General features: G+C 47.1%; 22 protein-coding genes and 2 pseudogenes. 21 read left to right on the forward strand and 3 right to left on the reverse strand.

All coding sequences use genetic code 11. The features are described from left to right. The first annotated feature begins 182 nt into the window (after positions 1–182). The 8 genes and pseudogenes from PAV_RS16000 (at position 183) to PAV_RS16035 (ending at position 8,040) form a co-directional block, all read left to right on the forward strand. A complete protein-coding gene (locus PAV_RS16000; RefSeq protein WP_005548019.1) occupies positions 183–1,349 on the forward strand; it encodes a cysteine desulfurase family protein in 1,167 nt (388 codons plus the stop codon). 46 nt (positions 1,350–1,395) lie between these two features. Further along, complete coding sequence (gene thiI, locus PAV_RS16005) at positions 1,396–2,709, forward strand: tRNA uracil 4-sulfurtransferase ThiI (RefSeq protein ID WP_005548021.1); 1,314 nt, start codon at positions 1,396–1,398, stop codon at positions 2,707–2,709. Between the two features lie 93 nt (positions 2,710–2,802). Continuing rightward, complete coding sequence (locus PAV_RS16010) at positions 2,803–3,462, forward strand: TerC family protein (protein WP_005548023.1); 660 nt, start codon at positions 2,803–2,805, stop codon at positions 3,460–3,462. Positions 3,463–3,717: 255 nt separating this feature from the next. Then, on the forward strand, positions 3,718–4,206 hold the full coding sequence (locus PAV_RS16015; RefSeq protein WP_005548024.1) for a hypothetical protein: 489 nt from the start codon (positions 3,718–3,720) through the stop codon (positions 4,204–4,206). A gap of 166 nt (positions 4,207–4,372) precedes the next feature. Continuing rightward, a pseudogene (typA, locus tag PAV_RS16020) lies at positions 4,373–6,219 on the forward strand (translational GTPase TypA). Positions 6,220–6,259: 40 nt separating this feature from the next. Beyond that, positions 6,260–6,544, forward strand: a complete 285-nt coding sequence (locus PAV_RS16025; protein ID WP_005548028.1) for a YlaH-like family protein — start codon at positions 6,260–6,262, stop codon at positions 6,542–6,544. Positions 6,545–6,603: 59 nt separating this feature from the next. Next, the gene (locus PAV_RS16030) at positions 6,604–6,882 is read left to right on the forward strand and encodes a hypothetical protein (protein ID WP_005548030.1); all 279 of its coding nucleotides are present in this window, start codon (positions 6,604–6,606) and stop codon (positions 6,880–6,882) included. A 12-nt stretch (positions 6,883–6,894) separates the two neighbouring features. Continuing rightward, positions 6,895–8,040, forward strand: coding sequence for an LCP family protein (locus PAV_RS16035; protein ID WP_005548031.1), 1,146 nt, complete (start codon positions 6,895–6,897; stop codon positions 8,038–8,040). Positions 8,041–8,336: 296 nt separating this feature from the next. Here PAV_RS16035 and PAV_RS16040 read toward each other — a convergent pair whose 3' ends face one another. Continuing rightward, positions 8,337–8,870, reverse strand: coding sequence for a YhcN/YlaJ family sporulation lipoprotein (locus PAV_RS16040; RefSeq protein ID WP_005548033.1), 534 nt, complete (start codon positions 8,868–8,870; stop codon positions 8,337–8,339). A gap of 155 nt (positions 8,871–9,025) precedes the next feature. Here PAV_RS16040 and PAV_RS16045 point away from each other — a divergent pair, with 155 nt between their 5' ends. Together PAV_RS16045 and PAV_RS16050 are read left to right on the forward strand one after the other, a co-directional pair. After that, positions 9,026–10,360 carry a PhoH family protein gene (locus PAV_RS16045; RefSeq protein ID WP_005548034.1) on the forward strand — a complete coding sequence of 445 codons (1,335 nt, stop codon included), beginning with the start codon at positions 9,026–9,028 and terminating at the stop codon, positions 10,358–10,360. Between the two features lie 136 nt (positions 10,361–10,496). After that, the gene (locus tag PAV_RS16050; RefSeq protein WP_005548035.1) at positions 10,497–11,876 is read left to right on the forward strand and encodes an extracellular solute-binding protein; all 1,380 of its coding nucleotides are present in this window, start codon (positions 10,497–10,499) and stop codon (positions 11,874–11,876) included. Between the two features lie 68 nt (positions 11,877–11,944). On the opposite strand, the gene PAV_RS16055 is transcribed toward PAV_RS16050, so the two are convergent. Continuing rightward, positions 11,945–13,057 carry a hypothetical protein gene (locus PAV_RS16055; protein ID WP_005548036.1) on the reverse strand — a complete coding sequence of 371 codons (1,113 nt, stop codon included), beginning with the start codon at positions 13,055–13,057 and terminating at the stop codon, positions 11,945–11,947. 162 nt (positions 13,058–13,219) lie between these two features. On the opposite strand from PAV_RS16055, the gene PAV_RS16060 reads away from it, so the two are divergent. Then, on the forward strand, positions 13,220–14,341 hold the full coding sequence (locus tag PAV_RS16060; RefSeq protein WP_005548037.1) for a class I SAM-dependent methyltransferase: 1,122 nt from the start codon (positions 13,220–13,222) through the stop codon (positions 14,339–14,341). 132 nt (positions 14,342–14,473) lie between these two features. Here the strand turns inward: PAV_RS16060 and PAV_RS16065 are convergent, their stop codons facing one another. After that, entirely contained in the window at positions 14,474–14,710 is a 237-nt protein-coding gene (locus PAV_RS16065) for a DUF2626 domain-containing protein (protein WP_005548039.1), read from the reverse strand. Positions 14,711–15,046: 336 nt separating this feature from the next. On the opposite strand from PAV_RS16065, the gene PAV_RS16070 reads away from it, so the two are divergent. The 10 genes and pseudogenes from PAV_RS16070 (at position 15,047) to PAV_RS16115 (ending at position 25,809) form a co-directional block, all read left to right on the forward strand. Further along, positions 15,047–15,691 carry an RsfA family transcriptional regulator gene (locus PAV_RS16070; RefSeq protein ID WP_005548040.1) on the forward strand — a complete coding sequence of 215 codons (645 nt, stop codon included), beginning with the start codon at positions 15,047–15,049 and terminating at the stop codon, positions 15,689–15,691. Between the two features lie 118 nt (positions 15,692–15,809). Further along, complete coding sequence (locus PAV_RS16075) at positions 15,810–16,799, forward strand: ketopantoate reductase family protein (protein WP_005548041.1); 990 nt, start codon at positions 15,810–15,812, stop codon at positions 16,797–16,799. Between the two features lie 47 nt (positions 16,800–16,846). Beyond that, the gene (locus PAV_RS16080; protein WP_005548042.1) at positions 16,847–17,173 is read left to right on the forward strand and encodes a DUF3397 domain-containing protein; all 327 of its coding nucleotides are present in this window, start codon (positions 16,847–16,849) and stop codon (positions 17,171–17,173) included. A 233-nt stretch (positions 17,174–17,406) separates the two neighbouring features. Beyond that, the gene (gene bshC / locus PAV_RS16085) at positions 17,407–19,038 is read left to right on the forward strand and encodes a bacillithiol biosynthesis cysteine-adding enzyme BshC (RefSeq protein ID WP_005548043.1); all 1,632 of its coding nucleotides are present in this window, start codon (positions 17,407–17,409) and stop codon (positions 19,036–19,038) included. Between the two features lie 91 nt (positions 19,039–19,129). Next, positions 19,130–20,422 (forward strand): adenosylhomocysteinase, encoded by a 1,293-nt coding sequence (locus PAV_RS16090; protein ID WP_005548044.1) that lies wholly within the window; start codon positions 19,130–19,132, stop codon positions 20,420–20,422. Positions 20,423–20,608: 186 nt separating this feature from the next. Next, the gene (locus PAV_RS16095; protein ID WP_005548045.1) at positions 20,609–21,517 is read left to right on the forward strand and encodes a DUF4349 domain-containing protein; all 909 of its coding nucleotides are present in this window, start codon (positions 20,609–20,611) and stop codon (positions 21,515–21,517) included. A gap of 239 nt (positions 21,518–21,756) precedes the next feature. Further along, positions 21,757–22,187: pseudogene (gene mraZ, locus PAV_RS16100) on the forward strand (division/cell wall cluster transcriptional repressor MraZ). A gap of 64 nt (positions 22,188–22,251) precedes the next feature. After that, positions 22,252–23,205, forward strand: a complete 954-nt coding sequence (rsmH, locus tag PAV_RS16105; RefSeq protein ID WP_005548047.1) for a 16S rRNA (cytosine(1402)-N(4))-methyltransferase RsmH — start codon at positions 22,252–22,254, stop codon at positions 23,203–23,205. Between the two features lie 14 nt (positions 23,206–23,219). Further along, a complete protein-coding gene (gene ftsL2 / locus PAV_RS16110) occupies positions 23,220–23,609 on the forward strand; it encodes a cell division protein FtsL (protein ID WP_005548048.1) in 390 nt (129 codons plus the stop codon). A gap of 13 nt (positions 23,610–23,622) precedes the next feature. After that, positions 23,623–25,809, forward strand: a complete 2,187-nt coding sequence (locus PAV_RS16115) for a penicillin-binding transpeptidase domain-containing protein (RefSeq protein ID WP_005548049.1) — start codon at positions 23,623–23,625, stop codon at positions 25,807–25,809. Positions 25,810–25,838 lie beyond the last annotated feature (29 nt).

The following is a 25,838-nucleotide window of genomic DNA, read 5'->3' on the forward strand; positions in this document are numbered from 1 at the left end:
AGCACGAACCAAATCCTTGCTGGTCAGAGTGATCAAGGGAAAAGGGATGGTGCTTTTATGACGAAACGTGTAAAATAAGTAACATCTTATTTCGTAATTGAGATCAACAGCGGAAGGGAAGCGGGGTTGGTTGCGTCCTGTTCCAATTTTGATCTTTTTTGTTGTCACGAGGAGGGAATGTGATGAGCACAACTCAGTTGTATTTCGATCACTGTGCATCTACTCTTCCCCATCCGGATGTGATCCGGACGGTTGCGGAGGTCATGGAGCAAGTGTATGCCAACCCTTCATCCATCCATGGTGCTGGGGGACAGGCTGAACAGCTGTTGCGTCGTGCGCGAGAGGTTGTAGCACGTGCCTTGCAGGTAGAGCCCGAAGAGATTCTGTTCACTTCAGGAGCAACAGAAAGCAACAATCTCGCCATATTCGGGATTGCGAAGACTCACCAAGCTGCGGGCAAGCCTGTCCATATAATCGTATCTGAAATTGAGCATGCTTCGGTATATAAATGTGTTCAACAATTGGAACAGGAGGGGGTTGAGGTAACATATCTTCCTGTGGATACAAATGGCCGAGTCCGTCCTGAAGATGTCGAAGCAGCCATCCGGCCTCATACGGTATTGGTTAGCATTATGCACGTCAACAATGAAATGGGGGCAATTCAGCCTGTCGGTGAAATTGGGCAAATTCTTCGCCGCTATCCCAAGGTAACCTTTCATGTGGACGGGGTGCAGGGCTTAGGAAAGGTTCCGGTCCGACTTGCTGAATGGGGTGTAGACTTGTATAGTCTGTCTGGTCACAAAATTCAAGGGCCGCGGGGAGCTGGCGTGCTTGTTAAACGTAAGCATATTATGTTGCAGCCCCTTATGTATGGTGGCGCTCAAGAGGGAGAGCTTCGTCCGGGAACAGAAAATGTACCTGCTATTGTTGGTCTTGCCAAGGCGGTTAGGCTTGCAGTTGAGGGGCAAGCTGAGCGATATAATAAGCTGACGCGCCTGCGCCAATCTGCACTTGAGCATTTGTCTCAGTTGAAGCCGCTGGTTGTAAACAGTCCTGCTGACCCATACAGCGCGCCTCATATCATTAATATATCTTTCCCAGGTATGAAATCAGAAGTCGTGGTGCATGCACTCGAACAAAAAGGAATTATTGTATCTACCCAATCGGCATGCTCATCGAAGCTGCACAAACCGAGCCGTGTTCTTCTCGCGATGACGCATGACTCAAAGCGTGCCTCAAGCGGTATTCGCATCAGTCTTGATGCGAGCAATACAGAGATGGAAATTGATCGCTTGGTGAAAAGCTTTAAGGAAATGACGGAACAATTGCAGCCTCTTGTGCAGCGATAATAGATAAATGGATTACAAGCAAGCGAAAGGCAGGATCGAAACTATTATGGATTACGATATGATTCTTCTCCGCTACGGAGAAATCACAATTAAAGGCAAGAACCGCAGTAAATTCGAAAAGGCAGCCTACCAGCACGTGAATGCGGTGCTTAGTCCTTTTCCAAAGGCAAAAGTAATTAAAGAATATGGCAGATTATACGTAGAGTTGAATGGAGAGCCCTTGAATGAAGTTATTCAGGTTCTCAAGCACGTATTCGGAATCGTATCTATTAGTCCGGTTAAGCGTACTCTTTCTGAGCTGGAGCCTATCATTGAAACGGCGGTTCAATTAATGCGGGAAATGGATCCGGCTGAGGGGACGACATTTAAGGTGTCTGCGAAGCGAGCATGGAAAGGGTTCCCGCACGGCAGCCAGGAAATGAATCACCTGGTAAGTGCTCCTGTGCTGCGAGAATTTGAACAGCTGAAGGTAGATGTGCGCAAGCCGGCCATTGACCTGCGCGTTGAAGTGAGAGAAGAGTGGACCTATGTATATAGTGAGGTCGTTCAAGGTGCAGGAGGATTCCCGCTTGCTTCGAATGGCCGCGGGGTTCTGCTTCTATCTGGAGGCATTGACAGCCCGGTTGCTGGTTATGAAGCTTTGCGCAAAGGTCTGCAACTGGATGCAATACATTTCCACAGCTATCCGTTCACGAGTGAGCGCGCACAGCGGAAGGTGCTTGATCTTGCGCAGGTGTTGGCCAATTATGCAGGACGGATGCGGGTGCACATGGTTCCATTTACAGATATCCAAACCCGGCTGCATCAGAGCGGACACGATAATCTGCTCATTACGCTAATGCGCCGTGCGATGCTGCGAATTGCCACACAAATTGCAGAGCAGCGCAATGCATTGGCGATTGTAACTGGGGATAGCTTGGGTCAAGTAGCAAGCCAGACGCTCGGAAGCATGAATGTCATTGGACGCGCAACTGATTTGCCATTGCTTCGCCCATTGGTTACGGTTGATAAAGATAAAATTATCCGCGAAGCGGAATATATCGGGACTTATGAGTTGTCCATTCTTCCCTATGAAGATTGCTGCACGCTATTCGTGCCGAAATCTCCGGCTACCAATCCGAATTTGAATATTGTTGAGCATGCGGAACGCTCTATTCCAGAGCTGGATGATCTGATTAAAGCCGCTGTAGAAGGCACAGAAGCGATCTTGCTGAAGGCAGGGGGAACCCCGGACGATGCAATCGTATTGTCAGGCAAGGACAAAGACAAGGCAGTAAGCTCGAATGAGCCTGCTTCGGTTGTGAAGAAGGCAAATGAATCTGGTGAGCAGGCAGCACCTGCTACAGGCGATTGGTTCTAATCGTTGATTTGAATTGTCCAGCACCAGGCTTTCAATTAACGGAATAGCTTGGCCTCCTCTGTCATAGACCTAACTACAGGGGAGGGACGGGCTGTGGAATCGTTCTGGTTGTTAGCCGAGATTATGTTGATTAACTTGGTGCTGAGTGGAGACAATGCGGTTGTCATTGCGATGACAAGCAGACGCTTGCCTAAGCATGAACAGCAGCAAGCCATATGGTGGGGCGCAGCAGGAGCGGTCATTCTTCGGGTATTGCTGACAGTGGCGGCATTATGGTTAATGAATATTCCGTTATTGAAGGCAGCAGGGGGAGTCATGCTCTTCGTCATTGCTGTCCAGCTTCTTGCTGAGCAAGAGCATATAGATCCAAGGCAGAGCGAAGCACATTCCTTATGGGCTGCAGTGCGAATTATTCTGTTAGCTGATGTAGTCATGAGTCTCGATAATGTGCTTGCAATTGCAGCGGTAGCTAAGGGCAATATGGCATTTGTCGCAATCGGCATTGCACTGAGCATCCCGATTATTGTATGGGGCAGCGGTTTCATTAGTACGTGGCTTCAGAAATTGCCTCTGCTTTTGTATGCGGGCGCTGGCATTCTTGGATATACAGCAGGTGAAATGATCGCCTCGGATGAACGCTTGGCGCTGTGGCTGCCTGCAATGTGGAATAAGCTTCATTTTGGGTTGCCATGGATTGTGCTTGCACTTGTGATGGTGCTCGGATTTGCATTTCGACGTCAAATCCGTTATTAATTTCAGTCTTTTCCATGTATCGTAGGATTAGATACGACACCTGCCGATGAATCTTATGCCGGCAGGTTTTTTCTATAATTAGTCAAGAAGATGGAAGTCTCAGGAGTCTTTGGTAAGGGAATTTATCGCTATTGTGTTTTTTTCAAGGAGCAGGTAGTAATTTTACGAACTTTCATATACACTAGAAAAAGTAAAAACGACGCGAATTGCGTCATATCGTGTCCGAATCAGAAATCTGGACATGGAGGTTGACCTATGCCTAGAAACCAACAAGTGATTGGCATTGCTATATTGGCCGCAGGCTTATTCATTTTGCTGGGGAAAATGGGAGTGTTTGCTTTCATCGGCGGTACGATGTGGCCGCTCCTCATGTTCCTTGTCGGTATTGCCTTTTATGTGTTTGCACGAATGGCAATCCTGCCGCCTGTAATGATGGTTCCAGCAGGTATGCTGACAACTTACGGCATCCTGTTCATGCTGAGCTCCTGGATCCATTGGAGACTGTTCGGGTATTTGTGGCCGATGCTGCTGATTGGCATCGGTGTGGGGCTGTACGGCTACTATAAATACGATCCCTATCATCCGAGAGGAGCATGGCAAGGCGCACTGCTGTTCAGTGGAGTTGGTGCAGCCATGTTAATCCTGATGCTCGTATTCGCAATCGGTACGTATATGATCGCCGTTGCACTTATACTTGTCGGAGCAGGACTCGCTTTTGGCGGAATACGGAATCGATTCCGTTAATTGCAGCACAACAGGCGAACATGTAAGCGTAAAGTTCTGAGCAAGCGCAAATGCTTAGAATGACCTATCGTAGGAATAAATGCCGCCCTTTATGGCGGCTTTATTCGTGGTTAGCTTGATTTGGATTTTTGGTATTATTCCACACCCAGAAAGGAAAGATTTAACGATGCAAGACAGAAGCTTACTTCGCAATATCGCAATTATCGCACACGTTGACCACGGGAAAACAACTTTGGTTGACAAACTGCTTCAACAATCCGGTACATTCCGTGAGCATGAAGTTGTTCAAGAACGCGCAATGGACTCCAATGACTTGGAGCGTGAACGCGGAATTACGATCCTGGCTAAAAATACAGCCATTACGTACAAAGATAATTTGATTAACATTGTAGATACACCAGGCCACGCTGACTTCGGCGGTGAGGTAGAACGCATCATGAAAATGGTTGACGGCGTATTGCTCGTCGTGGATGCTTTTGAAGGCTGCATGCCGCAAACGAAGTTCGTGCTTCGCAAAGCGCTTGAGAGTCAATTGACGCCAATTGTTGTTGTAAACAAAATCGACCGTCCGAATGCTCGTCCGGAAGAAGTTATCGACGAAGTGCTTGAGCTGTTCATTGAGTTGGATGCGAACGACGATCAATTGGATTTCCCAGTTGTATATGCTTCAGCATTGAACGGTACTTCGAGCTTGGAATCCGATCCTGCGAAGCAGGAAGAGAACATGCAGGCGTTGTATGAGACGATCATCTCTCACATCCCTGCACCAACTGAAAATCCAGAAGAGCCATTGCAATTCCTCGTTACTTTGCTCGATTACAACGAGTACATGGGACGTATTGCGATTGGCCGTGTGAACCGTGGTACGATCCGTCAAGGTCAATCTGTAGCGGTTATTAACCGTGAAGGGAAGACGAAGCAGGCTCGCATCGAGAAACTATTCGGTTTCCAAGGCTTGAAGCGTGTTGAGCAAGAAGAAGCTGGAGCGGGCGATATCATTGCCATTGCCGGCATTAAAGATATTAACATTGGTGAGACGATTGCAGATCCGGCGAATCCAGAAGCACTTCCGGTTCTTCATATTGACGAGCCTACTCTGCAAATGACATTCCTCGTGAACAACAGCCCATTTGCAGGACGTGAAGGTAAATGGGTTACATCACGTAAGCTGCGCGAGCGCTTGATGAAGGAGCTGGAGACAGACGTCAGTCTTCGTGTTGAAGAAACAGACAGCCCGGATGCATTTATCGTATCGGGTCGTGGTGAATTGCACCTTAGTATCCTGATCGAGAACATGCGTCGGGAAGGATACGAGCTGCAAGTATCGAAGCCTGAGGTTATCATCAAAGTCATAGACGGCAAGAAAATGGAGCCGATTGAGCGTCTCTTGATCGACATTCCAGAAGAAGCTACAGGTCCGGTAATGGAAAGCTTGGGAACGAGAAAAGCAGAAATGGTCAACATGATTAACCATGGCAATGGCCAAGTGCGTTTGGAGTTCTTAATCCCTGCCCGTGGACTTATCGGATACAGCACGTACTTCTTGACTCTTACACGCGGATACGGCATCATGAACCACGCGTTTGACAGCTATGGCCCATATGTTGGCGGCCAAGTTGGCGGACGCCACCAAGGCGTTCTCGTATCGACAGAAACAGGATCCTCTACACTGTACGGCATTATGTCCGTTGAAGATCGCGGTACGTTGTTCGTAAACCCAGGTACGGAAATTTACGAAGGTATGATCGTCGGTGAGCATAACCGCGACAACGATATCGTCGTAAATATTTGTAAAGAGAAGGCGTTGACGAACGTTCGCTCCGCAACGAAGGACGATACTGTCAAGATGAAAACGCCGGTTCTATTCTCTTTGGAACAAGCTTTAGAGTATTTGAATGATGATGAGTATTGCGAAATTACACCGTCTTCAGTACGGCTGCGCAAAAAATACTGAACAAAAGCGAACGTGAACGCGCAGAAAAGACGCGCAAAGTATCCGAATCCCATGTATAATGGGATTTGGACAACTTTGGCAAAGGAGTGAGCGTTTACGATGCAGGAATGGTTGGCTACCCATCCCTTTGTAAGTTATGCGCTTATTTATCTGTTAATCGTGTATGTGTTCAATAAAGTATTTCGTGTTCAAAAGCTTCCGATCTTGAAGGAGGTTCTTATCTATTTGCTGATGGGACTGGGTGCATTCATTCTTCTCATTTTCCAAATAGACAAGCTGCCTATCATTCAATGCTTGTTTGTTGCGGTTGCATTGATGTTCATGGTGCGAATTCGCTACTTTATGGAAGCTCGCCGCAAAAAGGCGACAGATTCAAAGAATTAATGTATTGTGCGTCATCGTAAGACCATCACCGACACGCAAAGGGGAGAGAAGGCCGGATGATGAAGCTGCAAGTTGCATTATTCAATTGGCTGCAAATTCACATTGTGTCTGAGCAGCGCCCGGATGATGGGGCAGCGAAGGAGACGGTACAATTTTTTGAAACAATCTTGAAGGAAGATCATCAGTTGACTTCCTTCAAGGCTTGCTTGGATGGATCGGATGAGCGATATGTCATTACGTATTGGCGGGAAGAAGAAATGAGTACGGAATTATTCGACCGCGAAGAAGCAGAACGATTGTGGCAGGACATCGAAGCGAATCCGAAATATAATGAGTAAGTGAGGTAAGATATGAATTCATCGACACCATTGCCACCTAGAACGAAGCAGAAACGGCGGAAGTCGCCTGAGAGGAAGTCGCCCGAAAGGAAGACGTCCTCGAACAAGCGAGGAATGCCAAAATGGTTGAAGGTGACCCTTATCACCGCGCTTATCGCAGCTGTTGTCGTTATATTCATTGTCGGATATTTTGCTTGGTATGCGAACAACAAGTTGAACGATATTTCTACTGCTGGTAATCAGGGCGGCGGCAGCACTACGGTGCAAGATACTCTTTCGCCGAACAAGGAGCCCTTTTCCTTCATCTTGCTCGGCATCGACTATCGACCAGAGCTTCCTGGACGCCGTACTGATGTTGTCATGGTTGGCGCAATGCATCCGGATACACAGGAAGCGGTGCTTGTTTCTTTGCCGCGCGATACGTATTTTGAACTCCCAGGGTATCATCCGGACAAATTGAATCACTATTATCCGAAGTTCTTCACATTGAAGGAACAAGGCAAGCTGGATAGCCCAACGCCAGAAGATGAAATGAAGCTCATGCTTGGCAAGTATATGGGCGTTCCGATTGACTATGCCGCGGTAATCAACTTCCAAGGCTTCTCGGATGTCGTCGATGCAGTCGGCGGCGTCAACGTGAATGTAGATCAGAACATGTGCTATAACGATAATGCGGATGGAACGCATATCAACCTGAAGACAGGCCAACAAACGCTTAACGGCAAAAATGCGCTGGATTTTGTTCGCTACCGCAAATCGAATTGTCGTCCGATGACGAAGGGTACTACAGATGCGGATCGCAACGTGCGACAAAATGCAGTACTGAAGGAAATCGTCGGCAATTTGCAGTCGCTTGGCGGCTTGACGAAGGTAACGGGCGTTATTGATGCGATGGCCGATAACTTTAAAATTGATATGACACCTAGCCAAATTCGCAGCTCGATTTCTACGTATTTGGGAATAGACCGGGATAACATCCATTATATTTCTGTAGATGGAAATTGGATTAGTCCGTACATCTATCCGGACACGGTGAAGTTGGAAGAGGGCAAGCAAGCAATTAAGGATGTGCTTGCCGGCAAACCATTGAAGTCAACCTTGTCTGGAGAAGCCGGAGCGGATTCACAGCTTACGAATACAACCAAACCCGGCTCCTAAGTGGATAAGGGTATGCAATTTTTGAAGCGTCTTTTAATATAATAGAGTGTAGCTGCAATTATGGTGTGGAGGAGGTCTGTACGATGTCCGAAGCGTTGATGAAGGGTATCCCCCATTGCAACATAATTTGGTTCAAGGGTTTTATCCAATCAAGCAGGCATCGGCACGGCCAAATGCCCATTCGCAGCTATTACGCTGGATCATGTATACGACGATGTCTTCATACGAAAAGCCTAGTGGAATCCCACTAGGCTTTTCGTGCGTCAATATGCTTGTCCGGTATCGCACTTCATTGATTACATGTGCTTTTTCATTTTTGGCTGATCCGTATTGCGGGACGGTTCGATGTGCCGAACATCGCTTGGCGTTTGCGGCACAATGCGGCCCATAATGTCAGCAAGCTCTTCAGTAAAGCCTGAAATAGGGTGGCCTTGCTGAATATCAGCCGCCATTTCATGAAGGCGTTGATTCAGGTCGACATCTGCGGTCACGAGTGCATGAGCGCCATATTTATCTTTGCTAAGAACTTCTGCAACGGAATACTTGACGGTTCCGACCCGAGAACGCTCCAAGTTCGCATCTACATCAATACCTACAATTGCAGTATTGCCGAATACAACGCAGTTAACGCCGCGAACGCCTGGTACCTTCTTTGCAAGTGAAGTCAAGTGTTCACGAACGGCTGCTCGATCATGAATGGCCGGCTTTCCGTTAGGAGTCGATTTCGCTTTCACCTGATTGGAAGGGTTATTAGCTGCAGCGTGCTTATTCGCGTTGCCGCATCCGGAGATGAGACCGATGACAAGCATGGCAATTAGCAACAAACGCATGAATTCATCGTTCCTTTCTTTGTTCGTTGGTCAAATAAGTAGTGCGGCATGTGTACTGACTATAGTGTGAGCGGTGCCTGCATTTTTTATGTAACGCCGAGCGCTGCTGCTCGCCGGTGTTGCTGGTACAGGCATGCGAACGAAAGGGAGATCCTATGGGTAAAATTTTCGTACTGGATACAAATGTGCTGCTGCATGATCCGAACGCATTATTTGCATTTGGCAACAATGAAGTGATTATCCCGGCAGTTGTATTGGAAGAGATTGACTCGAAGAAGCGCAATGCAGATGAAATCGGGCGCAATGCCCGCACCGTTTCTCGACTGTTAGACGGGCTTCGTGATGTTGGACATCTTCATTCGGGGGTCAAACTGCACAACGGTGGAACTTTGAAGGTAGAGTTGAATCATCGCAGCTTTGTGAAAGTACAGGAGATGTTTGGGGAAGTATCCAATGACAATCGGATTTTGGCAGTAGCGTTGAATTATCATTTAGAGCAGGAGCAGCACACTAACCCATCAATAGTTATTTTGGTAAGCAAGGACGTGCTTGTTCGGATCAAGGCAGATGTGTTGGGACTTCATACCGAAGACTATATGTCAGACCGCACCGTACAATCAGGAGATGAACTCTACAACGGTTGTGTAACTTTATTTGTTCATCCCGGTGTCATCGATGAATTTTATTCTTTCCGCCATCTCCCGCTCCGCAGCTTGAATGTCAACATGTCCTTCCATCCGCATGAATTCGTCATCTTAAAAGATAATATGGGTACGAGCAAATCGGCTTTGCTCAAGGTAAGCACAGATGCTAAGAAGCTTGAACCGCTCTTTCTCAGTAATGACCCTGTATGGGGGATAACGGCTCGTAATGCGCAGCAGCGCATGGCCCTGGAGCTGTTGCTGAATGATGACATTCCCCTTGTGACCATGGCCGGGAAGGCGGGTACAGGCAAGACGCTGCTTGCTCTTGCTGCCGGTCTCATGAAGGTGGAGGATGAACGCAAATACAAAAAGCTTCTTATTGCAAGACCAGTAGTGCCAATGGGGAAAGACATTGGTTACTTGCCCGGGGAGAAGGAAGAGAAGCTTCGTCCTTGGATGCAGCCGATTTATGATAACTTGGAATTTTTGTTCGACACAAAGAAGGCAGGAGATATTGAGAAAATATTGCTCGGCATGGGCAATATTCAGGTTGAAGCACTCACCTATATTCGTGGACGCTCTATCCCTGGGCAGTTCATTATTATTGATGAAGCCCAAAATTTGTCCAAACATGAGGTGAAAACGATTGTATCCCGGGTTGGTGAGGGAAGTAAAATTGTACTGATGGGGGATCCGGCACAGATCGACCATCCGTACTTAGATTCGGCAAGCAATGGCTTAACCTATTTGGTAGAACGATTTAAAACGGAAAGTGTTAGCGGCCATGTCACATTGGAAAAGGGAGAACGATCCCGCCTTGCACAGCTTGCCGCAGATCTTCTGTAAGCAGTAAAGCCTCTGGGTAGTATCCGGAGGCTTATTTTTTCGCCTAATCATGCATTCTGTTACGGACAGCTCGTATGTTCGGTGCTACAATAGGGGTGTTGGAAAAGAAAAATTATGTTAGTGGGGAGGAGAATGAGTGCCGAATTTGAAAAAGCTGCTAGTTGCAGTAATTATGATTTTCGTTTCGTTACTCTTGTTGTCCCAATTTCATATAAGTGATCAAATATTTGAACCGTCGCAGCCTTCGACGAATGAAGTGGCCAATCGCCCTCCTAAGGCGAAGAAGAACCCGTCAACTTGGAAGCAGTTAAAGGTATTGGTGAACCTTCCTTCGATATCATTTATTCAGCTCCGGCAGCTCAACCAGTCCTTCATTGACAATAACGGCATTTATGTGGAGCTTGTTAATGCAGAAAATCCATTAACGGGTGCTGAATGGTTTAGCCAGCTAAAACAGGAAGACAGTGCGGACATTATGCTGACAGATAGTGCTTCCGTATTGAGCTTTGCCAAGAAGGGCTGGCTGCAGCCGATTGATCAATCATCAAATGCCGGTTTCACGTCTCTAGCTTGGCTGATGAATCAGTTAAAATGGAATGGGTATACGTGGGGAGTACCTGCCCAAATTGAACCTTATGTGCTGGTATGGAACAAAGCGTTAATGGCTGGGAGGATGAATGGCTCCTTGCCTGAAAGTTGGGAGGGGTGGAAAAAGATGCTCGATCCAACCTCTCTTCAAGATTCTATTCCGAGCCAGCGGCAAGAGGTTTCTGAGACGGATAGGGCGGCAGCTAGGTTAGAAATGCCTCAAGCTTGGTTCGCGTGGCATAGTGGGGATAGGGAGGCATTCTTATCGCTAATCCGACGACTGGGCTTAATATGGCCCGAAGTGAATCAGACTCCATTAATGCGCTCCGATTGGTATGCTAAGGGAGTTGATGGCGATAATGGGGCATCTACTGGACTGAAGTGGAATCAACAGTTGATAGAGCTGGAATCGTATCGCTCTCATTTTGTTCCGTGGGAAGCGAAAGCCAACAAGTCAGAAACGTGGAACTTATTGCGTTCAGGGAAAGTAGCCTTTGCAATCGTACCTTATTCTGAAGCGGTGGCAGAGGTCAGTGAGCCGTTAGCAATTGAAGCGCCAGGAGACGTTCACCTACCCGTTGGTCAATGGGTGGCGAGCAGAAGCTATATCATTGCATCTAGTTCGCAGCATGAAGCGGAGGCAAGGCAGTGGATAGCATATATGACAAGTCTTGCTGTTCAGCGGGAATGGTATGACACCTTGTCTGTATTGCCAGTTCATGAACAAGCATACATAGATCGCCGGGGAGATATTCGGCGCTGGCTCCCTGACATGTTCTTACCTCAAGCCAATTATGCGGCAGCGCTGTTCAATGCTATAGATCCGATTCGAGGCTGGATTGGAACGGCGGAGCTTTGGCTGATGGGAGCAGCCACTAATGAGCAGCTGCAGCAGGGATGGAATAATCCTGCTTCGATCAGCAGATAGACTTAAGCAAATGAGCGTACTGTAGATGTGATCTCTGCTGATCGACAAGTAGTGCAGGAGAATTAGCCTTACCAGCTGAGCGACAGCTTGACGGTAAGGCTTTTGTCATCGATTGTTACTTCCTTTGCTTCAATGAAGGATACGAGTTGCTTTGGATAGAAGCCTAGATCGAATTTTTGTTCTAGTTCTTTACGAGTGGTGTCAGGCAGCTCAAGTCCATTGAACTGCATGTGATCTACATGGAACAATATACGATTTTCCGGTTCTGATTCAATTGTATAATGGCCTTCAATACGAACGGTCATGCCAGAACGTGTGCCTTCAGCGGCGATAATGCCCTTCTTGAAATGGAATGCAAAGGTTTCGAACATCGGATCTTGCTCTCTGAGGAACTGATTGAGTTGTTCTTCCTTGATCGTGATCGTATAATTAGTACCTTCAATGGTTAGGCCCCCGCTGTTTTTGACAAAATCGGGCAGCTTATTCATCGCGCTTGCCAGTGCCTGAAAATAATGGCGAACCTCATAAAGGCCGACGTTCTGCCAATAGGCTGTAAATTCTTGAATAAGTGCATTCATTGCTTTCGGGTTACTGCTGGCTGCAATGTCAGAATCCAGCTTTTGCTGCAGCTTTTTGAGCCGATCGCGCTGCTCGATGAGCTGTGCGCGAACGGTTGAGAGCTCACGCTCCAGCCGTAGATGCTTGTCACGTGTCTGGCGTAAGCCTTGTATTTGTTCTTTGTAAGCATTTATGATGTCCTGATCAGATTGGAAGAGCAGCTGAAAGTATTCGAATAACCGAAACATATCTTGAAGCCGGTTAGCTGAGAGAACGGCTTGCAGCATCATGTCGCGTTCGCCAATATAGTAAGCGCGAAATACACGTCCAGCTTGTTCGCGCTTCTGTTCCAAGGTGGTTTCGCGGGCTTGAAGCTCGTCCTCTGTGCGCGTGCGCTCTTTGGCTGTTGCTGCTTCCTGGATGGTTATGCGATCGATGTCCTTGTCCAGTTCGGTGACGGATAGGCTCTGTTGAAGCAGTTGCAGTTCTTCTGCTGTTGGCTGAATGCTCCATTGTACTGGTGAAGCTGGCTCTGCATCTGTCGCACACGGAACGATCGCGATGAGCTGCATCGATATCATAACCCCAATGAGCGAGCGCCATGCGCGTTTCGTTATAGTCATGAGGCGACCTCCTTCATTGAGTTGCACAACATTATCGTATGTTCGGATCGGGTTGGACATGACCTGAACGAGTGTTGTGTAGTTGAAGGATAACTATAAAAGCTTATCCAAAATGTTTTTAATGTTTCTATTGAACCTGCATAAATAGAAAGGAAGGACTGTATGTCTCATTATCAGCCGAATCCCATCCTCATTCAATACTTAATTAACCAAATTGAACAATCCGATAGCAACTGCATTCCATTCTCGCAGTTTATGGGTACCTGTCTATACCATTCAACGGAAGGTTATTATATGTCCGAACGAACGAAGATTGGACGCGAGGGTGATTTCTATACAAGCTCGAATATCGGCTCGATCATGGCGGAAATGCTTGCTGTGTATGTTAAGCGGCGTTCGAAGGAGCGTGGTTGGAGATCTGATTCCATAACGCTGGTGGAATGGGGGGCAGGTACGGGGCGTCTTGCACTGCAAATGAGTCAGCGCTTTAAGCATGATCGCTTTGAAGGTTATGAGCATGTTATCGTAGAGAGGAGTCCGCATCATCAACGCCTGGCGGCGGAAATGCTCGGAGGAGAGCGAATTCCGATTACATGGTGGGATGAGCAGGGATTCGAACAAGAGTCACCTCAGCGGCGTCTATTCGTCATCGCAAATGAATTGCTCGATGCGTTTCCGGTCGAGCGTATTCGGCATCATGATGGTATATATGAGCAGTGCTATGTAGTGTGGGATGCGGAGAAGCAGCAATTCATGCCGCTTTGGCTGCCTGCGACGGAAGAGACCCTTTTATGGCTTGAGCAGCATCATATTCAACTTGTGGATCGGCAAATATTCGATGCGGGGATTGCAATGTCTGCTTGGATGACCTCTATTCTGAGTCAGGTGGAGGAAGCGGAATTCGTATTTATTGACTATGGGGATGGAACGAATGAGTTGACTGCAGCACATCGGATGGAGGGAACGCTGATGTGCTACCACCGTCACCAGGCTCATGACAATCCTTGGATTCACATCGGAGAGCAGGATATTACATCGATGGTTGATTTTGATATTTGCCAGCGTGTTGCCAAGCAAGTCAATGCATCGATACTCGGCTATATGACACAGAAGTCATTTTTGTTGGAACAAGGCTTGTTGAATGAACTGCAGCAGCACACCAACCCGGATCCATTCAGTGCGGAAGCACGCCGCAATCGCGCTATTCGACAATTGCTGCTCAGCGATCAGATGAGCGAACGATTCCATGTGCTCTTGTTGTCCTGTGGATCCGAATCAAAATAATAATCCATTAAGGAATCACAAGGAGTCAAAACATGAAGAAGCGTCAGGAGATATGGGATCTCCTGACGCTTCTTGCTGTATCGTTCTATTCTGTCATCTCATTAGCCGTCCGCAACGATGTCAATGGTGCTGTTAGTATGGGTTTTTCATAATGAAGACGCTCCAATACGAAAAGCCGCTGAAGCATACGACCATGTATGCCCAAAACAGCATTGTATATGTACGTTCGGACAATTTCAAGTAACCCAGCAACACAAAGAAAGCGGTCTGCATGAAGAACAGCAATGCCATTTCAATCATGTCTCCTGCGAACGCCATCAGACCGATTACCAATGTCCAGAAGCCGAGTACGCGATACATCCGTGCCACGATTCATCCCCCTCTCGTTACGATCGGCCCAACATTTACTATTGACATTATAGCGTTCCACTCTTCTGGTGTAAACTGCCAATCTTGATGGATTAGCGAACTTTTTCAGAATCTTAGCCTAATTGTGATCTAGTGCATGGACAGGTAAACGTATGATTCATAGAAAAAATGGATATACATTTTAGTATCCGATAGATTCTATGAACTCTACCATGGGCATAGAGATGGAATAAGCGGTTGATTACCGACTGATCATCCTTCGTCGCCTGCTTACATGCGGATGGCGTGGGTGCTGTATACAACCGAATTGAATGAGTGTCGTTAGGAGGGTATCGCATGACTGCAATTAGACAAGATGCGTGGACAGCGGATGATGATTTGATTTTGGCAGAAGTAACGTTAAGACATATCCGCGAAGGTAGCACCCAGCTAGCTGCCTTTGAGGAAGTAGGGGAAAAGATTGGCCGCACGTCTGCTGCCTGCGGGTTCCGCTGGAATAGCTGTGTCCGCAAAAAATATGAAGCTGCTATCCAACTTGCAAAAGCACAACGCCAAAAACGCAACTATATGAAAAAGCAGCCAATTGGCGCACAAGTGGCTTCTATTGCTTTAGCTGATGGTGAAGAAATTGGCCTTAAGCCAGAGCTCATTACCGAAGAATCGCTTTCCATGGATATGGTTATCCGCTTCTTGCGGCAATGGCGTAACAATTATCAAGAGCTGTCACGTCAATTGAAGCATACGGAGAAAGAGTTGCAAGATAAGGAAGAGCAGTATCGTCGTCTGCGGGAAGAAAACGAGTATCTCTCCAAGCAGGTGAATGCGGTGCAGACGGATTACCGCACGGTTAATGACGATTATAAGGCGCTTATTCAAATTATGGATCGTGCTCGCAGATTAGCGATTTTAAGCGAAGATGAGGACGACTCGAAGACTCGCTTTCGGATGGATGCCAACGGCAATCTGGAGCGAATTGAATAATACAGGCCGAATGGAAAAAGCGTGAAGAGAGAGCATGGCTCACTCTTTGCGCTTTTTGTCTTTTTGATTTCAGTTTGATATAACAGATAGATACTTGTTCACAAGGAAGGTGCTATATATGGTTATCGATATTATTGGCGGAGGTTCACTGGGACTGCTTCATGTGGCAATGCTGTTATCAAATTCCCCTTCAATAGATGGAAACAATGTAGAGGTGCGATTGTGGACACGCACGGAGGAACAAGCATTGCTTATTCGCAATCAAGGTATTTATTTTGAGGGGCAGGATGGCAGAGTGGCTCATATTCACCCTGTACGGGCTTATCCATTGGAGGAAGCTGGTGAAGTACTTGAACAGACAGGTATGAAATCAAGCTGCATATGGCTGTTTGTGAAGCAGACGCATATTGATTCTGATTTCCTCGGCTATTTAGATCGTATCCCAAGAGAAAAGACGGCTTCCCTGGTCTGTTATCAAAATGGGGTTGGTCACATGGAGGTGTTGAGCAGCATTTGGCCACGGGAGCAATTGTTATGGGCTGTTACGACAGAAGCAGCCAAGCGCGTAAGCAGCAATAAGGTTATTCGTACCGGTAGCGGTCAGACTTCGATTGGAATATGGAATGCCTATTCAATTTGTCCAAATAAGACGGATTTAGCAACTTCTTTATGTTTGTCAACAAAGAAATTGCTAGAAAATGCAGGATTTCAGGCGTTTTTGTCGAACAACATCGAAGGTATGGTTTATCAAAAATTGCTTGTCAATGTCATTATCAATCCATTAACGGCATTGCTGCGCATCAAGAACGGACAGCTTCTGGCTCAAGAAGATAGGCTGTCATTCATGAAAGATCTGTTCCTTGAGGCCGTCGCCGTATACCGAGCTGCTCATATTGATGTCGATGAGGAGAAAGATTGGAATCGTGTCGTCCAAGTATGCCGCATGACATCGTCTAATTCGTCATCCATGCTTCAGGATGTAGAAGCGGGACGAGAAACAGAAATAGAAGCCATTACGGGCGCCCTCATCCGTATGGCTGAGCAATATGAGGTCGCTGTGCCGCTGCATCGTATGATGTATCGTCTTATTTTGGCAAGTTGTGACTAACATTTTCTGCGCGGATCTCTTAGTGAGAGGAGTGAGTCTACCCGAATATGTTTCAGCTGATGTATGACGGATTTGTTGTGCTTTCTATACTCCCCTTTTTCCCGTTCATCATTACTTGGCTTATTGGTAGAAGGATATTGAGGCCGAAGAAGAGAGCTTTCAAACTGGCGATGGATGTAACAACGGTGTTCCTTATTGCTTCGGTGGGTGGTCTATATAATACATTGTTCGTATCGAAAGCAGGCTTTTACTGGATACTGTTCTTTTTCCTAATCGCTGCAGGATTGATTGGCGGATTGCAGCAGCAGAAATATGGCAAATTGGAACCGAAAAAGATGTTTCGCATCATATGGCGGATTTCATTTTTTTGTTAGGCGTCCTGTATGTATTCCTGCTGCTCCTTGGCATCATTATTTATTCCGCAAGCATGTAGGATAAGCTATACATAAAGCTAGATCATTGATAGGACTCGTGTGCGAAACATAAGGTGTGCTGCTATGATAAAATGAAAGGTGTGCACGAGGGTACGAATACATAATCTTTGTTTTGACGTTCAGAAGCCGCATTGTGTACAATCGAGACGAAGCAAAAAGGGAGGCGGCTATCTTTGAATTGGCCAATATTATCAATTCCGGTTCAGCAACCGCTGGCCGTACAGTACATGGAGCGGGATCCATCCATCGTTGAGACGTTCTATGAGTACCATCCAGATTTAGATTGGGAAAAGAGAGCAGAGTGGGTGGAGCGCTCAGAGCAATTAAGAGCTGATCGTACACGCTTGACAGAAGTACTTGCTCTGTATAATGAGCGATTCAATAACAGTCAAGCAGTACGCAATTCCATAGAGAAGCTGAAGGATGAGCGGGCGCTGGTCGTCGTAGGCGGACAGCAGGGAGGTCTATTCACTGGACCGCTTCTCGTTCTGTACAAGGCAATCTCCATAATTCGAATGGCTCAGGAAGCAGAGTTGAAATTGTCGAGACCAGTTGTTCCTGTCTTTTGGATTGCTGGGGAGGATCACGATTTTGATGAGGTCGATCATACCTATGTGGTAACCGCGGAGCCATCCGTTCAGCGCATACGGATCGAGAAGCCAGATGAACAACGTGCACCAGTCAGCCATGTAAGACTGGATTCAACGGCATGGGAGGCGGTGCTTGCTGAGCTCGAGCACGTTTTGCCGAAGACGGAATTTACACCAGGAATGCTTGAACATCTGCGTGAATCGATTTCTTCCTGCGCCACGCTATCTGATTCCTTCGCAGCAACAATCGGCCGCCTGTTTGGTAAATACGGGCTTGTGCTCGTTGACTCAGCGGATGAGGGCTTGCGTTCAATTGAGGCACCGATGTTTGAGAAAATCATACAGCAGAATGACCGATTGGAAGAAGCATACGACACGAGTGAGCGGCTGCTCGCTTCTTACGGCTATACGCCACAAGCAGTACGTTCTGCACATAGCGCAAATGTATTTGTCATTCGAGATGGAGAACGCCATTTACTGCAAAAGGAGAACGGGCAGTTCGTCAATCATCGCCAAGGCATATCACTCACGCAAGAGCAACTGCTGGACATTGCACAACATTCTCCTCAGTCGCTAAGCAATAATGTATTGACTAGACCGCTTATGCAGGATTATCTATTCCCAGTTCTTGCAACTGTGCTTGGACCAGGAGAAATTGCTTACTGGGCACAGATCAAACAGGCATTTAGGGAGCTGGGTATGCGTATGCCTATCATATGGCCTCGAATGGGCTTTACATGTATTGAGGGCACACTTAATAAGCTGTTGGATAAGTATGAGCTGACAGTCGAAGACGTTGTATATCGTTATGAAGAGAAAAGATCTGCATGGCTGCAGTCCCAAGATGCGCTTCATCTGGATGAACGGTTTGAGACGCTGCGTTCGGAGGTGGACAGCAGGTATACGGAACTGCTGCAGGAGCTTGTCGCTTCGCTTCCTGCGCTTGGAAAACTTGGGGCTACAAATCATAACAAGGTTCTTGAACAGATTGATTTCCTGCATCACAGAGCGAAGGACGCAATGGCGAAGCAGCATGAATCTGGATTGCGTCAGTGGGAACGGCTGCATGTCTCCCTTCATCCGCTTGAAAAGCCTCAGGAGCGTGTGCTGAACATGCTAGGATATGCCTGCCGATACGGGGAGGACTGGTTTACGATGCTGATGGAGGCTCCTGTCGTGTGGAGAGGGGAACATCGCATTGCACTATTGTCATAAGTTGTAAGAAGTGTATAGTTAGGTAGTGACCGGTATCCTGTTTTTGAAACTGGATCATAAATGCTTCTTAATCCAAATGAGAGAGGATGAAATGTCCATGAGTAATACGCAAACAAGTAGTACAAATGCGGCAAACAACAGTATCATCCGAGATATTGCATTAGCACCCGAAGGCCATTTGAAAATTGAATGGGTTCAAGCCCATATGCCTGTGCTTAATCGCATTAGGGAGCAATTTGAAACAGAACAGCCATTTAAGGGGCTGAAAGTAGCGATATCGCTTCATTTGGAGGCTAAGACGGCCTATTTGGCGAAAGTTGTTCAAGCTGGTGGGGCTGAAGTGACGATTACCGGAAGCAACCCGTTATCAACGCAAGATGACGTGTGCGCTGCGCTTGTAGAAGACGGCATCACGGTGTATGCCAAGTACAATCCAGAGCCTGAGGAATACAAGCAGCTGCTCATACGTACGTTAGAAACGAAGCCGGACTTAATTATCGACGATGGCGGCGATTTGATATCCATTCTGCACGCTGAACGCCCTGATTTGCGCGATCAGGTGAGAGGTGGAGCTGAGGAAACGACAACAGGCATTCTTCGCTTAAAGGCGATGGAAAAGGACGGTACACTGCAATTCCCTATGGTTGCTGTTAATGATGCATATTGCAAATATTTGTTCGACAACCGATACGGAACAGGACAATCAGTGTGGGATGGCATTAATCGTACGACGAACCTCGTCGTTGCTGGCAAGACGGTAATTGTTGTCGGTTACGGATGGTGCGGCAAAGGGGTTGCCATGCGTGCCAAAGGGCTCGGTGCGAATGTCGTGGTGACAGAAGTAGATGCGATCAAAGGCGTGGAGGCATACATGGATGGATTTACCGTGCTGCCGATGAGCGAGGCTGCTCGTGTGGGTGATATCTTCGTAACGGTAACGGGCAATCGTGATTGCATTCGTGGCGAGCACTATGATGTTATGAAGGATGGAGCCATCCTTTCAAATGCAGGACACTTTGATGTTGAAGTAAATAAGCCTGAGCTCGAAGCCCGTTCTGTATCTGTGCGCACAGTTCGCAAGAACATTGAAGAGTATAAACTTAAGGATGGCCGCAGTATTTACCTGCTTGCTGAGGGACGGCTCGTGAACTTGGCAGCAGGGGATGGACATCCGGCTGAAATTATGGATATGACATTTGCACTTCAGGCAATGTCCTTGAAATATATAAACGAGCAGTACCAATCCATCGGGAAAAAAGTCGTCAATGTGCCTTACGAGCTTGATGAGCAAGTAGCCCGCTTCAAGCTGGAGTCGCTTGGAATTTCAGTAGACACACTCACAAGTGAGCAGAGATCTTACTTGGAAAGCTGGCAAGAGCATTAATGAGATGATAGTTCTATCCCATAGAACCGTAAGCCGCCATTAGCAATATGCTAGTGGCGGCTTTTGTTATATTCGTATATTTATTTGCAACATTTCCAATGGAAATACGTCTGCTGTTATAGTATGGGAAGTGAAGCAATTACATCCAGAATATCCATGCCGAGATAAATAGAGGGGGACATATGGATGGTCAAAAAAAGTTGGGAATGGCAATTTGCAATGTGGGTTTTGATTCTGATGCTGCTTCTAGGGGGTTGCAGTTCGGCATCAAACAGTCAAAGGATCGAATCCAAGGGGGATAGTTCCGCAGATGCATTGACGCATCAGGAAAGCAAAGATGCTGCAGCTGTGGTTGAGCAGCCTATGAAGGGAGGCGGAGGGCCACAGGTAAAGTTTCAGCCTGAGCGTAAGCTTATTTATGAGGCACAGCTTCATATGGAGGTAGCGGATTATGGAGCAGTGAAGGATAAGCTAAATAGGTTTATCAAGCAATCTCATGGCTATGTGCTGCAATTTTCCGATCAGGAAACAGACAGTATGCGAGGCGGCAACTATGTGATTAAGGTTCCTGCTCTTGGATTCCAATCGTTCATTGATGAACTGGGCAAGTGGGAGTCCATTGCCTATACTCGCCAATATTCGGCCAATGATGTTACGGAGGAATACGTTGACTTGCAGGCGCGGCTCAAGGCACGGCGTACGGTGGAGGCACGGCTGATCTCCTTCATGGAGAAGGCAACGAAATCGGATGATTTGCTCCGTTTTTCCACCGAGCTGGGGAATGTTCAAACCGAAATCGAGCAAATTGTAGGGAAAATGAGATATTATGATAATAATGTTGCGATGTCCACAATTTCATTAGATATGTTCCAGCGTCTGAAGGCCAAGCCAAGCCAAGCGCTGGAGGATGCATTTGGAACACAGGTGGTGAATACGATTGTAGCCAGCTGGGAAGCACTTATAAAATTCACTAAGTACATTGTGCTCATTCTTATTGCATTCCTTCCGTTTGCATGTGCATTCTTAATTATTGGTATCCCGATTTGGTTCATTGTAAAAAGAAAAAGGGAAAACGCGGGATTTCTCCTGTATTAACTATAGTGACAACTCGTACACAGACAGATCCGGCTGACAAGGATACAGAGAAGCATTAATCAACTGCGAGCCCGTATTTCCTAATCATTCATTATGGAAGCATATCCAAAATTTATATGGGTATGATTCAGATAAAATCCTGCTTTTTAGCAGGAGTTTTTTCTTTTATGGCGAAGTATACAATCGTTGTGGTGGAAAGTGGGGCGCTGTGGTGGATTTAGGGGGAGGAGTGGTGGCTGATGTTTATGGGCGAGTATCAACATAGCATCGATGACAAAGGCCGTCTTATCATTCCTGCCAAGCTGCGTGACTCCTTAGGAACCACATTTATATTGACTCGAGGGTTGGATCAATGTCTCTTCGTCTACCCTATGAATGAATGGGAAGCTCTTGAACAGAAGTTAAAGGCGCTCCCCATGATGAAAGCTGATGCTAGAGCCTTTACCCGTTTCTTTTTTCAGGGGCGAGCGAATGTGAGTGGGATAAGCAAGGCCGCATCACGATTCCGTCTCATTTGCGAGGATACGCTCATTTGGAAAAAGAATGCATGGTTATTGGTGTTCAGAATCGGGTAGAGATTTGGAGCAAGGATGCTTGGGAACAATATGTAGAGAAGTCGGAATCCGCGTTTAATGAAATTGCGGAAACACTAGTTGATTTTAATTTTTAGGTGAACATCAGGACTATCATAACGCATCGCAGCTAGATGGGAACCGAAAGTAGGAGGTATTGCGTTGTTTCATCATATTACCGTATTGAAAGAAGAATCGGTACAAGGCTTGCGAGTACGTCCTGACGGCATTTATGTCGACTGTACGCTAGGAGGAGCGGGACACAGTGAACGAATTGCTTCACAGCTGTCAACTGCCGGAAGACTGATTGCGCTGGATCAGGATGATTGGGCGCTGGATAATGCTAAAGTTAGGCTCGCACCTTATATGGATCGAGTAACACTAGTCAAAACAAACTTCCGCCACTTGGAAGAAGCCTTGATTCAAGCTGGTGTGCCGCAGGTTGACGGGAATCCGCAAGTTGATGGAATCTTATTCGACTTGGGTGTATCATCACCTCAGCTTGATGAGGGGGAGCGGGGATTCAGCTATAACCACGATGCGCCACTAGACATGCGGATGGATCAGAATGGAGAATTGACAGCTTACGATATTGTCAACAGTTGGTCGGAGGCGGAGATTGCGAAAATACTTTTCCAATACGGGGAAGAAAAGTTTTCGAGGCGTATCGCAAAAGAGATTGGAGCAGCTCGTGCTAAGCAGCCCATCCAAACAACAGGAGAACTCGCTGAACTGGTGAAGGCAGGAATTCCTGCTGCTGCAAGACGGACCGGGGGGCATCCAGCCAAACGGAGTTTTCAAGCGCTGCGAATTGCCGTTAATGATGAGCTTGGCGCTTTTGAGGATGCGCTGCATCAAGCGGTTCGCTGTCTGAAGCCAGAAGGAAGAGTGGCAGTGATTACATTCCATTCACTAGAGGATCGTATTTGCAAGCAAATCATGAATGAGTACGTTGGCAGATGCACTTGTCCGCCTGACTTGCCAATGTGCGCATGTGGCCACAAGAGCGTATTGTCATTAGTAAATCGCAAACCGATTGCTCCGAGTGATAACGAGTTAGTAGACAACCCACGGTCGCGTTCGGCTAAGTTGCGTGTTGCTCAAAAATTGGGATGAGGGGGAGCAGATAAATGGCCTATGTGCGCGGCAACCTGGCAATGCGTCCAGAGAGACAGACACAACAGAAGCCTCGATATCGACAAACGAAGAAAAAGGTAACCCGTAAGTCTACTCTACCTACTCGAGAGAAACTGCTTTATTTGGGCACAATTATTTTTTGCGCAGCGATTGCGTTGTTCTTAATTAGCGGATATGCCAATATTTACAATCTGAATCTCAAGGTTCAAGAAACGAAGCGGGCTACAGTTGCACTGACGAATGAAGTGTCAGAGCTAACGGTGGAGAAAGAGAAGCTGTCCGATTGGAAGCGGATCGAGGGGGAAGCAAGAAAGAATGGTTTGCGATTCCCTGAAACTCGGGCTGAAATTGAAGTTTACAAACAACAAGTAGGAAACGACTAAACGAGGGATGAAGATGGTCAAACGAATTAAGTTGCGCACGTTGACGATCGGGGGCTTATTCACCCTCTTTTTTATTGTCATAATTGGGAGACTGTTTTGGTATCAGGTAATTAATCAGCCTTTCTGGATGGCGGAGGCCAAGCAGTCATGGTCTGTAAAGCAAGAGATTAATCCAGTCCGAGGCACGATCTATGACATGAATGGTGAAGTGCTTGCTATCGATGCGCCCGCATATACAGTAGCGGTCGGCCCTAAGGTCATTCAAGAACTGCGCACCTCTACGAAGTTAGTTGAGAAGAATATTGACATTGAGCGGCTTATCGTAGAGAAGCTGAGCACGGTGCTGAAAAAGCCCGAGAGTGAATTATATGAGCTAGTTCGCAGAAAGAAGAAAGACAAAGACGAATTCTATACCCAAGTCGAAGTTCGCAGTGAGGGCTGGAAGGTTAGTGATGAGACAGCACAGAAGCTGCGAGAATTTACGGACGAACTAAAGAAGGAGACCGAGCTAAGGGATGTCGGACTCTATCTCTTGCCTGAGGTGAAGCGCTTCTACGCGAAAGAGTCATTGGCTTCACATGTGCTTGGCTATACGGACAAGCAAGGCAATCCCGTTGGCGGGATTGAGAAGCTGTATGATGAGCAACTGCGTGGGGTGGCAGGGATGCTCCAATACGAGAAGGATAGGATGGGCAATAAACTCCCAAAAGCTTCAGAAGTATACAAGCCATCCAAGGATGGTGAGAACATCTACCTCACAATCGATCGGACAATACAGCAATATATTCAAGATGCGATGCGAGAGGTATACAATAAATATTCTCCTCATAGTATGACGGTCATTGCGGCAGATCCGAAGACTGGCGATATATTGGGGCTTGCGAATATGCCGGATTTCAATCCAAATCAGTATTGGAATGCCAAGGATATTGCGGCATTTTACAATCACGCAGTACAGTCACGTTACGAGCCGGGATCAACGTTCAAGATCGTGACACTTGCTGCGGCTGTTCAAGAAGGCATCTTTGATCCGAATGCGACATTTGCCTCTGGCCGGATCTATGCGGGAGGACGCCTCATCCATGACGTTAATCGGGATGGATGGGGAAGAATTACGTACTTGGAAGGCTTGAAGCGCTCCAGTAACGTTGCCTTTGTTAAACTGGGATTTGAGCAGCTAAAGGAAGAGCGCCTAAAGGCGTACATCGAGAAGTTTGGCTTTGGTAAACCGACAGGCATCGAGCTTCCGGGAGAGAACAATGGTCTTATCCGATTTGAATATCCGGCTGACGTTGCTGCAGCATCTTATGGACATGGTAAGGTTCAAGTAACGCCGATCCAGCAAATTATGGCGGTTGCGGCTGTAGCGAATGGCGGGAAGCTTATGAAGCCGCACATTGTTCGGAAAATTCATGATCCCGTTACGGGTGAAGTGACTGAGCGCAAGCCGGAGGTAGTGCGTGAGGTAATCGAACCAGGCATTGCCAAAAAGGTAAGTGAATACTTAGAACAGGTTGTGGCGGATCAACAGATTGGTACAGGTAAAAATGCTTATATGGAAGGATATCGCGTTGCCGGCAAGACAGGTACGGCCTTAAAGGTCATCAATGGTGAATATGCCAATACGCGTGCTGTTGTATCCTTTGTCGGCTTCGCACCTGTCGAGGATCCGCGTATTGCACTGCTGGTGGTAGTGGACGATCCGCAGGACTATTGGGAGGGTGGCGGCTTTGTAGCGCCGCTCATGTTTAAGAAGATCGTAACACAGTCGCTTCGTTATATGGGGGTTCCTTCCTCGATCGATGGGCAAGAAAAAGGCAACGAGAAGAAGACGGGGGCTCCAATAACGGTTAAGGCGCCAGACGTGCAGGGCTTGAAGCCATATGATGCCAAGCAGCGGCTGGCTGAGCAAGGGATCGTGTTCGAGACAGTAGGCGCAGGAGACAAGGTGAAACGTCAATATCCGGCTCCGGGCGAACCTTTGGCGATTGGTCAACGGATATATTTGCTTACCGACGAGCCTAACAAGCTGCCGCTGCCGAACTTTAAGGGCAAATCACTGCGCGATGTTATGGAAATCACCTCCATGCTTGGCTGGGAAGTGCGTGTAGATGGTGAAGGGTATGTAACGGAACAAAAAGAAGCAAATGAGAACGGAACACGTATCGTTCATATTAAATTAGAGCCAAAACATCCGTAGGGTGTGAGGTGAAAAAAGAGAAAAGAAGT

This window comes from Paenibacillus alvei DSM 29 (genome assembly GCF_000293805.1).
Lineage (GTDB): Bacteria > Bacillota > Bacilli > Paenibacillales > Paenibacillaceae > Paenibacillus_B > Paenibacillus_B alvei.